The sequence below is a fragment of the Pseudomonas sp. FG36 genome, assembly GCF_057809275.1.
Map to the genome: position 1 here is coordinate 161,050 of NZ_JBMDJQ010000003.1, position 12,795 is coordinate 173,844.

Sequence of the window (12,795 nt, forward strand, 5' to 3'; positions counted from 1 at the left end):
CCGGGCGCAAGTCAGTGGTGTGGTCCATAATTTCAGGATGCATGGCCCTTTTGTCGCGAACATTTTCTGTGCGTACTGCAGTGAGGTTCAAATGCATAAAGCGTTGGTTGTAGACGATCACCCGTTCATTCGGGCGACCGTCAAGATGTTGCTTGAGCGTGAGCATTTCGAAGTCGTGGCAGAGGCCGCCAATGGTGTCGATGCCGTACAACTGGCCCGCCAGCATGAGCCTGCCCTTATCTTGCTGGATATAGCCATGCCCAGCCTGGACGGACTTGAAGTCATCAACCGGATCTGCGGCCTGAAACTGTCGAGCAAGATCCTGGTGCTGACCTCACAGTCCGCGACGTTCTACGCCATGCGCTGCCTGAAGGCGGGGGCTGCCGGCTATATCTCGAAAACCGATGACCTGAGCGAGCTGAGCAAGGCGATCAAGGCGCTGATGGCCGGCTACACCTTCTTTCCCAACCTGGCAGGGAATTCGGTACGCCGCAGTGATATCGATGCCACGGAACTAGAGATGATCCGCGGCCTGTCAGATCGAGAACTGATCATTTTGCAGCAACTGGCCAGGGGCCTGAGCAACAAGGAGATCGGTGATGCCATGTTGCTGAGCAACAAGACCGTCAGCACCTATAAAACCCGTCTCATTGAAAAGCTCAACGTCAAGTCGGTCGTGTACCTGGCCGATTTCGCCAAACGCAACAACCTGATCTGAATGAGCACGCTTCTGCGTTGCCTCGCACTGACTGGCTGCCTGCTCGGCCTGCTGGGGAGCCTTGCGCCGGCGCAAGCCGCTCAGCAAACCTTGAACCTCTTTGGCCGCTCGAAGGGTGAACTGCCTTCGGTGGTGCTGGAGGAGGTGGACTGGGGCTGGTTACGCAACAAAAGCACGCTGCGGTTGGGCGTATCGGTGCCGGAATACATCCCCTTCGACATCATCACCAATGGCCAGGACTACGAGGGCATCACGGCCGATTATGCCGCGCTGCTGGCCGGCATGCTGCACATCAGGATCGAAGTGTTTCGCTATGAATCCCGCGCCGAGGCGATGCAGGCACTCAGGGATGGCGACCTGGACCTGGTAGGCACCGTCAACAGCTTCGATGGAACCGATCCGGAGCTGGCGCTCACCAGCGCCTATGTGCAGACGCCGTCCGTGCTGGTGACGCGCAGCGGCTCCGCTGGGGCTGTGGCTGCGGACCTGGCTGACAGCCGCCTGGCGATGCTTGATAACGGTCAGTCGACGGAAATGGTCAGCGCCGCCTATCCCAGGGCTCAGTTGCAGCTCCACACACTGGCGCAGAACGGGATCGGCGCTGTCGCGTTCAATCAGGCTGAGGCCTATCTGGGTGATGCCATCAGCACGCACTACGTGGCTGGCAAGTACTTCCTCAATGATGTCCTGCTGACGACCTTGCCGGGCGCGTACAGCACGCATTTTTCGTTCGCCGTGAATCAGCGCAACAACCAATTGCGCTACATCCTCAATGCCGCGCTGGAGGCGATCCCGATTACTGAGCGCATGACGATTCTGCACCGTTGGGGGGCAGGAGACCTGAATGTCGTCGGCCTTGATCCGTTGCAGTTCACGGCGACCGAACAACGCTGGATGCAAGCGCATCCCCGCCTGACGGTGGCGGTCAACGACAGCCTTGTACCGGTCTCCTTTTTTGATGGGCGGGGTGAGTTCCGGGGCATCAGTGCCGACGTGCTGGCCAAGGTCAGCCAGCGCACGGGCTTGCAATTCGATGTTCTGCGCGGGAGCTCGATGGATGAGCTGGTGGGGCTGATCCAGGCGGGCAAGGCGGACCTTATCGCGGCGTTCACGCCTACTGCCGTTCGTGAGGAAAAACTGCGCTTTACCCGCTCATTCCTGACCAGCCCGTTCGTCCTGATCACCCGGGACGAAGCGGGCAGCGCGCGTTCCCTGGAAGACATGGCCGGCAAACGCCTGGCGCTGCGCAGCGGTAACGCGCTACGGGGATTTATCAGCGAAAAGTTTCCGGACATCCAGTTGGTCGATACGGCAACTGCCGCCGAGGCCATGGCGCTGGTGGATAGCGGTGAGGCGGACGGCGCCATCAATGCCCTGATCAACGGGCGTTACCTGATTCTGCGTCAGTACCGGGAGCGCCTGCGAGTGGCCAATGTTGTCGGTGCGCAATCGGTCCAGACCAGTTTCGCCACCGACCGGGGGGCGTTTGAGCTGTACTCCGTTCTGGACAAGGCGCTGCGCAGCATTCCTCCGGAGGAACTGGATGAATTGACGCGCCGTTGGCGTCACGATGTGGTGATCGACAACGACAGCTGGCGCAATCGTCGCTCGGCGGTCATCCAGGGTTTTGTCATCTTCGCCTTGTTGTTGATGCTGGCACTGATGTGGATCGTTCATCTGCGCAAACTGGTATCCATTCGCGAAAAGACCGAACTGGCGCTCAACGACCAGATGGAGTTCATGCGCGCGTTGATCGACGGCACGCCCCACGCAATCTACGTCCGTGACTGTGAAGGACGCCTGATCAGTTGCAACACGGCCTACCTTGAAGCCTTGGGGCTTCCACGCGAAGCCGTGATGGGCCAGCGGCTCAGCGACAGCTCGGTGGTTGGCCGCGCCGACGCCGAGACATTCCAGGCCGAGTACGTCAAGGTCATGGAGAGTGGAACGCGGTGGATCAAGGACCGCACCTACATCCACAGCGACGGCGTGGTCCACACGGTGTATCACTGGATGCTGCCGTATCACACCAGTGAAGGCGTGGTGATGGGCATTATCGCTGGTTGGATCGACATCAGCGATCGTCAGCGTTTGCTGGACGAGCTGCAAAATGCCAAGCAGTGTGCCGACGACGCCAATCGGGCTAAGACCACCTTTCTGGCGACCATGAGCCATGAAATCCGTACACCGATGAATGCCGTGATCGGCATGCTCGAACTGGCATTGAAAAAGGCGGACCAGGGCGTCATGGACCGCTTCGCAATCGAGGTCGCCTCGGGGGCGGCACGCGGGTTGCTCGACCTGATCGGCGACATTCTCGATATCGCACGGATTGAATCCGGCCGTCTGTCCCTGATCCCGGAGCGGGCCAGTCTGCGTGAACTGGTGGAGTCGGTGGTGCGCATGTTCGAAGGGGTGGCACGACAGAAGGGCGTGCAACTGCTGCTGGATTTCGATCTCAAGGCCTGCCGCGATGTGCTTATCGATCCCCTGCGCTTCAAGCAGATCCTGTCCAATCTGTTGAGCAACGCGATCAAGTTCACCGACGAAGGCGAAGTGCGCTTGAGTGTGCAGGCTGTGGTTGGAGCGGGTGGTGAGCGCCTGGCGCTTCATGTTCAGGTGAAGGATTCCGGTATCGGCATTTCCAGCGAAGATCAGGCACTGTTGTTCAACCCATTCAGCCAGGCCCGCAACAATCATCAGTCGGCCCGGGGCGGTTCGGGCCTAGGTCTGGTCATCAGCCGTACGCTGTGTGAAATGATGGATGGGCATTTGCATCTGATCAGCGTGCCGGGCAAAGGCACGCAAGTGGACATCCAGCTCGATCTCTTGATTCTGCAACCCATGCCTGTTGACGAGCAGCCTGCGGCGGAACTGACAGCACAGGCGAGTGTGTTGAACATTCTGGTGATCGACGATTACCCGGCCAACCGTCTGCTGCTCTCCCAGCAGTTGTCCTACCTGGGGCATGGCGTCAGCGATGCCGAGGATGGTGCCCATGGTCTGCGTGCCTGGCGCAAAGGTCACTTCGATGTGGTGATCACCGACTGTAATATGCCAGTGATGAACGGCTACGAACTGGCACGGGCCATTCGTGACGAAGAAAAGTACTCGGGTGCCAAGCCTTGTTTGATCCTTGGCCTCACGGCCAATGCCCAGCCTGAGGAAAAAGACCGCTGCCTGGGCGAGGGCATGGACGATTGTCTGTTCAAGCCGATCAGCCTAGGGGATCTGAGTGCCAGGCTGGCTTCGGTGCAGACCACCTTCGAATCATCGGTGCATGGCACCCTGAGCCTTGATGTCGAGCGCGACATCGACCTGAGCAGCCTGCGGCAGTTGACCCGTGGCGATCATGTCGTGATCAGCAAGCTGTTGAGTGACCTGGCCAGTAGCAATGAAGAGGATATGTTGCAGCTGATCAAACTGTTCGGTGAGCACGACCTGTCGGGGCTGTCCGCTCTCGCCCATCGGGTCAAGGGGGGCGCACGTATCATCAAGGCGGGCAACCTGATTCTGTGCTGCGAGCAGTTGGAGGCCATCTGTGTGAGCCCCGCGGCTGATGGGCTGACTGAGGCGGTGGATGCCGTGCAGCAGGCAATGGAACGACTGGCGCTTGAGTTGGAGCAAAACATGGCTGCCCCGCCAGCTGTCGACGGGCATGTGGGCGACGTCATTGATTAGAAATGGGTTGTCGCCATCGGAAATTTCCTACATTGCCAAGGACGTTTCCTAAAGAAGTCAGTCAACCAGGTACGGATAATTGGCTCATTACTTTCCTTGCGAGCCGCGCCCATGCCCATGCTTCCGTTGCGCATTCTGGTTCTTGGCGAGTCTTTCTCCCGTTCTTCAACGATGGCCAACAGGCTGCGGCAATCGGGGTGCCAGAACGTCTTCGTGGCCGCCGATGGCGCGCACGCACTGAACGTGCTCGAAAAGAACGGTCCATTGGATATCACGCTGTGTGACTTGCCCATGGAAAGTACGGGGACCATGGATTTCTTGCAGGATCTGGGCAGAACCGGGCGGGCGGGGTCGATCATCATCAGCAGTGCGCTGTCAGCCGATACCCACGCCGTACTCGGGCAATTGGTTTCGCTGCTGGGCATGGCGCTGAGGGGCGATGTCAACAAGCCTTTGCAACCTGGGGCGCTAAAACTTCTGCTGGCCAGACACTTGAATGAGCCCATCAATGAGTCGGGCGTACTGCCTGTTGTACCGGCCACCGAAGATGAAGTTCGCCAGGCACTCGCTGGCCATCAATTGCATGCGTACTTTCAACCCAAGTTCAATCTCAAGACGGGCGTCGTGTGCAGCATCGAGGCCCTGGCCCGTTGGCACCATCCATTCAAGGGCGTACTGCCGCCATCGGCGTTCATGCCGGTTATCGAACGATGCGGATGGATGGACGATTTGCTGTTCCAGCAATTGGAACAAGGCTTGCAACTTCAGCGCCAGGCAATCGACCAGGGGTTTGCCCTGAATGTTGCCTTCAATCTGCATGCGAGCCAGTTGGTCAATCCGACACTCACGGGCAGGATCCAGGCCTTGTTGGTTGAGCATGACTTGCCCGGCACCGGGGTGACGTTCGAGTTGACCGAGACAGGGCTGCTCGAAGCGCCTGCGATCAGCCTGGAATGCCTGGTGCGTCTGCGCATGATGGGGTGTGGCTTGTCCATCGACGATTTTGGCGCGGGGTTCTCATCACTGCAGCGGCTGTGTCAGTTGCCCTTCAACGAAATCAAGCTCGACGGCGAATTCGTCCGCGGCTTGAGAAGCGAGCCACGCCGCCGCGCCGTTATCAGCAGCACGCTGGCGCTGGGCGAGGCATTGGGCATGGCGGTGGTGGTCGAGGGGATTGAAACCGAAGAGCAGCGCAAGGCACTGGTGGAGCTTGGCTGTACTCAAGGGCAAGGATACTTGTGCGCGCGGCCAATGTCGGCGGCGAGTCTTTTGAACTGGCTGGGGCTGCAGAGAGGCGTTACATCCGGATCTTGAGTGGGTCGCCAAACAAGCGCGATATTGTGTTCTCAACCAAGTCATAAGTGCGCTTATGACTCGACTGTTATGATGATAAGTAACCTATACCGCCTGCCTCAGGTGTTTCCGTGCTGGCCAACTATTTAAGATAGGCGGCGTTTTCTGCAGGAAATTTCCTACAAATAGCGGGAAATTTCCTAACTTTATTCACTGAGCAAGCCGAGACAATACACTCACTTGATTCCGTTGTGATGCCTGCTCTTACCCGCAATCGAATTGAGCGCGAACGTCGTCACGCCATTGATGACGCGGGTGTCGGAGGCTGGCTTGCCGCCAGTATTGTAATGAATAAAGTATTTTCGGTTGTCTGGAATAGATCGATCTGTTGCTGGGTTGTTGCTTCGGAATTTGCCGGCAAGTCTACAAGAGGAGGAACTTCGGAACCTTCTAAGCGGAAAATAGGCTCGTATTCTCCATTGAAGGGAAAGGTACATACTCTCGGTGTGGTGGTACTCGCCGTGAGTCTCGGATGGTCTGAGCCAGGGCATGCAATGACGTACGCGTCAACTGGTAGCTGTGTCAGCGGCTCCTCAGTCACTATCGGCCGGGGAACCAATCCAGGTGGTACCACTGAACCTGTGAATGGCACTGGTACTTATTCAGCCATTGCAGGTTGTAGTGCCGATGGCGGTGATTCCCGTGGGGGCACTGTTTATGGGGCCTTTGGCAAAGCCAGCGGGGAAGGTGCAGCCGCATTCGGCTTTCTCGCCAGCGCCGCGAAGTGGGGCACTGCGTTGGGTTTGGAGTCCGTTGCAGCGGGCATCGCAAGTACCGCGGCGGGATTCGGGAGCAATGCGACCGGCCTCAATAGCGTGGCTATCGGTGGCTCCGCCGCCAACGCCACTGGCACCTCCGCGCTTACTGTGGCCAATTCGACGAAAGCTTCGGCCGAAGGTGCGATCGCCATCGGGAGTAATACAACCCGTGGAGCCCAGGCGAAAGCGGACAATTCAATCGCGCTTGGCGCTCAATCGACGGCAGAGGAAAGCGCTACTTCCAGTGTGGCGATCGGCAAACTGGCATCCGTCGCCACCGCCAACAGTGTGGCATTGGGCTCGAACGCATCAGCCACAGGTTCGACGCTGGGCACGCTCGCTTATGGTGTCGGTGGCTCGGCGGCAGCGGGCGGTGAAGTGAACATCGCCAACGGCGCCAATGGCCGCCGGATCACCGGCCTTGCTGCCGGAGCCAACGCGACGGATGCCGTAAACGTCAGTCAACTGAACAAAGCCGGCCAGGATACGGCTACAGCCTTGGGCGGCGGTGCGACTCTCAATGCGACCACCGGGGCGTGGACAGCGCCCAGCTACTCCACCAACACCATCAGCGCGACCGGTGCCAATACCGGCGCGCTGGTCAGCAGCAACGTCGGTGCGGCACTGAGCAACCTCAACACCAGCCTGACCAACACCGCGGCTGTGGCGGTGAAATACGATGACGCCAGTACCAAATCCCAGGTGACCTTCAACCCGGCAGGCACTGCGGTGAAGTTGACCAATGTCGCGCCCGGCGTCCTGAACGCCACCAGTACCGATACAGTGAACGGCAGCCAGTTGTTTGCCAACAGCCAGAATACGGCGGCTGCTCTGGGGGGCGGCGCGGCAGTGAACACGACCACGGGGGCATGGACAGCGCCAAGCTATTCGACCAACAGCATCGGCGTGACCGGGGCCAATACCGGCCCATTGGTCAGCAGTACTGTCGGTGCGGCGCTGGGCAACCTCAACACCAGCCTGACCAACACGGCGGCGGTTGCGGTGAAGTACGACGATGCCAGCAGCAAGACTCAGGTGACCTTCAACCCAGCGGGCACTGCGGTCAAGTTGACCAATGTCGCGGCCGGTGCGTTGAACAGCACCAGTACCGATGCCGTCAACGGTAGCCAACTGTTCGCCACCAACCAGACCGTCGACAACATCGTCAACAACGGTGCCGGCATCAAATACTTCCACAGCAATTCTGTACTTGCCGACAGCACCGCGACGGGGCTCGACAGCGTGGCCATCGGCCCGACTGCGAGCGCGACCGTGGCAAACGGCGTGGCGCTGGGCTCCAACTCATCCGCCACCGGCACGACACTGGCTAACGCGGCTTATGGCGTTGGCGGTGCGGCGAGCGGGGGCGAAGTGAACATCGCAAATGGCGTGAATGGCCGCCGCATCACCGGACTGGCGGCAGGCAGCTCGGCGACAGACGCCGTCAACGTTGCCCAGTTGAACAAAGCAGGTCAGGACACGGCGACTGCTCTGGGCGCAGGCGCAACCCTTGATGCAAATACCGGTGCCTGGACAGCGCCCAGCTATTCCATCAACAGCATCAGCGCGACCGGTGCCAACACAGGGCCGTTGGTCAGCAACAACGTCGGCGCAGCATTGACCAATCTCAACACCGGCCTGATCAACACGGCGGCGGTTGCGGTGAAATACGATGACGCCAGTACCAAATCCCAGGTGACCTTCAATCCGGCAGGCACTGCGGTTAAGTTGACCAATGTCGCGGCCGGTGCGTTGAACAGCACCAGTACCGATGCCGTCAACGGTAGCCAACTGTTCGCCACCAACCAGACCGTCGACAACATCGTCAACAACGGTGCCGGCATCAAATACTTCCACAGCAATTCTGTGCTTGCCGACAGCACCGCGACGGGGCTCGACAGCGTGGCCATCGGCCCGACTGCGAGCGCGACCGTGGCAAACGGCGTGGCGCTGGGCTCCAACTCATCCGCCACCGGCACGACGCTGGCCAACGCGGCCTATGGCGTCGGTGGTGCGGCGACGGGCGGCGAAGTGAACATCGCCAACGGGGCCGATGGCCGTCGCATCACCGGCTTGGCCGCAGGCAGTTCGGCAACGGACGCCGTCAACGTTGGCCAGCTGAACAAAGCCGGCCAGGACATGGCTACAGCCCTGGGTGGCGGCGCAGTGCTTGATGCAAACACCGGTGCCTGGACCGCGCCAAGCTATGTCACCAACAGCATCAGTGTGACCGGTGCCAATACTGGGCCGCTGGTCAGTAGCAGTGTCGGCGCAGCATTGACCGATCTCAACAGCAGCCTGACCAACACGGCGGCGGTTGCGGTGAAGTACGACGATGCCAGCAGCAAGACTCAGGTGACCTTCAACCCAGCGGGCACTGCGGTCAAGTTGACCAATGTCGCGGCCGGTGCGTTGAACAGCACCAGTACCGATGCCGTCAACGGTAGCCAACTGTTCGCCACCAACCAGACCGTCGACAACATCGTCAACAATGGTGCCGGCATCAAATACTTCCACAGCAACTCGACTCTCGCCGACAGCAGCGCAACCGGTCAGGACAGCGTGGCGATGGGGCCGGCAGCTCTCTCCGCAGGCGCCAGCAGTGTTGCACTGGGCAATGGCGCCATGGCCAGCGTCGACAACAGCATTGCCTTGGGGTCAGGCTCATCGGCCACTGGCACGACGCTGGCCAACATGGCTTATGGCGTCGGCGGTGCGGCGACGGGCGGCGAAGTGAACATCGCCAACGGTGCCGATGGCCGGCGTATAACCGGGCTTACCGCCGGCTCCGCCGCGACAGATGCAGTGAACGTCAGCCAGCTGAACCAGGTCGGCCAAAGCGCCGCACTGGCCTTGGGTGGCGGCGCGCTCCTGGACGCGAACACCGGCGTCTGGACCGCGCCCAGCTATGCCACCAACAGCATCAGTGTCACCGGTGCCAACGCCGGTACCCAGGTCAGCAGCAACGTCGGCGCGGCGTTGGCCAACCTCGACACCAGCGTGACCAATACTGCCGCCGTAGCCGTAAAGTACGACGATGCCACCACTAAAACCCAAGTGACCTTCAACCCGACAGGCACTGCGGTGAAGTTGACCAATGTCGCGGCTGGCACACTGAACGCCACCAGCACCGACGCCGTGAACGGCTCACAGTTGTTTGCCACCAACACCACCGTCGATGGGCTGTCGACCCAGGTAGACGACCTCGTCAACAACGGCGCCGGCATCAAGTACTTCCACGCCAACTCGACGCTGGCCGACAGCCGCGCAACCGGCCTGGACAGCGTGGCGATCGGGCCGCAGTCCGTCGCCGCAGGCGCCAGTTCACTGGCTGTCGGTTCGGGCGCCAACGCTGCAGGACAGGGCAGCCTGGCACTGGGGCGTTCGACTCTGGCCCAGGTGGCGGGCGGCGTTGCGCTGGGGGAGGGCTCGATTGCAGATCGCGCTCTGGCCCCCGCTACCGGCACGATCGCCGCCGGTAGCGGGGCGATCGTCTATGACACATCGGACGCCACCTTGCTGGGCTCGGTGTCCGTAGGCAAGGCCGGTAACTATCGACAGATCACCAACGTGGCGGACGGCACCGAAGCGCATGACGCCGTGACCCTGCGCCAGTTGATCGGGGCGATGGGCTCGTTGAGCGTGTCAGGTACGCAGTACTTCCACGCCAACTCGACAAACCTGGTGGATTCCCTCGCCAGCGGCGCGGAGTCGATCGCTGTCGGCCCGGCCACCGTGGTCAACGGTGACAACGGCATCGGCATGGGCAACCAGGCCAGTGTCGGCCAGGCCGCCGCCGGCGGCATCGCTATCGGTCGCAACGCCCAGGTGCTGATGGCTTCCGGTATCGCCATGGGCAGCACGGCCCAGGCCGGGGCGGAACAATCGGTCGCCCTGGGGGCGGGCGCCAATGCCAGCCAGGCCATGAGCGTCGCCCTGGGTTCGAGCTCGGTGACGACCGTAGGCTCCGAGACGGGCTACAGCGCCTACCGATTGGCCGCAGCGCAGACGTCGGTGGGCGAGATTGGCATCGGCACGGCAACGGGCAGCCGCAAACTCACCGGATTGGCCGCCGGTACGCAGGACAACGACGCGGTCAACGTGGCGCAACTGAAGCAGGTCGGCGACCAGGTGGACCAGAACACCACGGCTATCAGCAATCTGGACGGTCGTGTCGGAGGGCTGGAAACCCTGATCGGCTCGGGCGGCGGCATCAAGTACCTGCACGTCAATTCCATCAAGGCCGACTCCGCGGCCACCGGTACTGATGCGATGGCGTTGGGTGCCCAGGCCCAGGCATCGGGCAATGGCGCGGTGGCGGTAGGCAACGGCGCCACCACTTCAGCCGATGGCAGTGTTGCCCTTGGCAGCGGCTCCAGCGATGGCGGGCGCGGCGCTGAAACCTACAGCGGCGTCTATTCGGGGGCCAGCAATGTGACCTCGGGCACGGTTTCGGTGGGCAACGCTGCCAACGGTGAAACCCGGACGGTCAGCAACGTCGCCGACGGCAGGAACGCCAATGACGCGGTCAACGTGCGCCAGCTCGACGGCGCGGTCGCACAAGCCAACAAATACACGGATGACTCGATCGCCAACCTGAGTGTGAGTGCGGGACAGCAGGATGGCCGCATCACCGCCGTGGCAAACGATGTCGCCAGCCTCCAGAACGGTACCGACGGGATGTTCCAGGTGAACAACACCGGCGCGCCTGCCAAGCCGAAGGCAGCGGGTGTCGATGCAGTCGCCGGTGGTGCGCAGGCAGTGGCTTCGGGCAAGAACAGCGCGGCGCTCGGCACCCGGTCCCAGGCCCTCGCGGAAAACGCCGTGGCGGTGGGCAACGGGGCCAAGGCGTCGGCCAGAAATGCCACGGCACTGGGCACGAACGCGGTGGCGGACCGCGAAAACAGCGTCTCGGTCGGCAGTGTGGGAGACGAACGTCAGATCACCAACGTCGCGGCCGGCACTCGCGGCACGGATGCAGTCAACCTCGATCAGCTGAGCGCATCCGTGGCGGACATCACCAGTGGCGCCAACGCCTACACCGACCAGCGCTACATGGAGCTGAAGAACGACCTCAAGCAACAGGACGAGATTCTCAGTGCGGGGATTGCCGGGGCGATGGCCATGGCCAGCCTGCCGCAGTCCTACTCACCAGGCTCGAGCATGACGGTAGCGGCGGTGAGCAGCTACCGAGGCCAAGCGTCACTGGCGTTCGGTGTGTCGCACATGTCGAGCAACGGCAGGTGGGTGACCAAGCTACAGGGCAGCACCGACACCCAACGCAAAGTGGGGGTGGCGCTGGGTGTCGGTTATCAGTGGTAACCCGTCGATCGGGCTTGCACACGTCTCAATTCAACTTCTGAAGGCGATTATCATGAATATGAAGTCCAGTTTCGTTGCCGTTGTCATCGTGCTGGTGGCGCTGGCCGGTTACGACAGGTTCGTGGCTGACAGGTCGACCGCTACCCCCCGTGTTTCGCTTCGCGTTCCGGCGTTACCGGTGATCCAGGATGCCATTTTCCAGCTATCGCCCAGGTTCGACGAGCCGCGCAAGGCTCTAATGATGGAGCAACTTTGCGCCTTGGCCCGAGGCGAAGTCAGACAGGAGCAGGTCAACGCGTTGCTCAAGCAGCAGGGGATCGATGCACAGTCACTGCCTCGCCAGGGCAGTCCCTTCTCACTGTTGGTCAACGGCGATCAGCCTGGACAAGCCTCTGCCTGTGCCGCGTACCTGGCGGTCACCGCGCTGTCGGCGGTCAACGTGGCCGAGTTCATGCGCCCCGTCACGGTACCGGCGGCCATCGGACAACCCGAGAAGTCAGCGCTGCAGATCGATAACGCCTTGCTGACTTCGGCTCTGTCGATCAAGTTGGCCGTGGCCCGTGCCAACGCCGATATCTTCGCCTTGATCGCCGTGGAGCTTCAGCGCAGCCCAGGCCAGACGATCCCGCAATTTCGTGCCCAGGCTGCGGAATTGTTTACTCGCCTGGCGCCGACTTACCTGCAACGCATCAAGGAACAACTGCCTCCTGCCAACACCCACTACAGGCTGATGCAGATGGATGACAGTCGCTTCGTCTTCAACAGCTCTACTGGCAGTGTCTTCGAGTTTGGCCCCAACGGACTGGTACTGAGTCAGGGCGGAATTGTCTGGTATGGCAAGGGCAGGTTGATGGGCCAGGAATACCCGCTTCAAGTGGGGACGGGCAATGACGGATGACAGGGGTGAGCAGGTGAGCGCATGCTTCATCGGCTAGGGCGCTATCCTTAATCCATGCCCCAAAG

At 61.1% G+C, this 12,795-nt stretch carries 5 protein-coding genes and 1 pseudogene; all 6 read left to right on the forward strand.

Annotation, left to right across the window (positions count from 1 at the left end):
* Positions 1-91 precede the first annotated feature (91 nt).
* The 6 genes and pseudogenes from ACODS9_RS04515 to ACODS9_RS04540 all read left to right on the forward strand — a co-directional run bounded on the left by ACODS9_RS04515 (position 92) and on the right by ACODS9_RS04540 (position 12,730).
* Positions 92-718: a response regulator gene (locus ACODS9_RS04515; RefSeq protein WP_367858921.1), complete on the forward strand. Its 627-nt coding sequence runs from the start codon at positions 92-94 to the stop codon at positions 716-718.
* Positions 719-4,399, forward strand: coding sequence for a transporter substrate-binding domain-containing protein (locus ACODS9_RS04520; protein WP_489093348.1), 3,681 nt, complete (start codon positions 719-721; stop codon positions 4,397-4,399). It begins immediately after the preceding gene.
* Positions 4,400-4,510: 111 nt separating this feature from the next.
* Positions 4,511-5,713, forward strand: a complete 1,203-nt coding sequence (locus tag ACODS9_RS04525) for an EAL domain-containing response regulator (protein ID WP_489093349.1) — start codon at positions 4,511-4,513, stop codon at positions 5,711-5,713.
* Positions 5,714-6,039: 326 nt separating this feature from the next.
* Positions 6,040-6,123: pseudogene (locus ACODS9_RS04530) on the forward strand (ESPR-type extended signal peptide-containing protein); the annotation flags it as partial.
* A gap of 123 nt (positions 6,124-6,246) precedes the next feature.
* Positions 6,247-11,832, forward strand: coding sequence for a YadA-like family protein (locus ACODS9_RS04535; RefSeq protein WP_489093426.1), 5,586 nt, complete (start codon positions 6,247-6,249; stop codon positions 11,830-11,832).
* Positions 11,833-11,884: 52 nt separating this feature from the next.
* Positions 11,885-12,730, forward strand: coding sequence for a hypothetical protein (locus ACODS9_RS04540; protein ID WP_489093350.1), 846 nt, complete (start codon positions 11,885-11,887; stop codon positions 12,728-12,730).
* Positions 12,731-12,795: the final 65 nt, after the last annotated feature.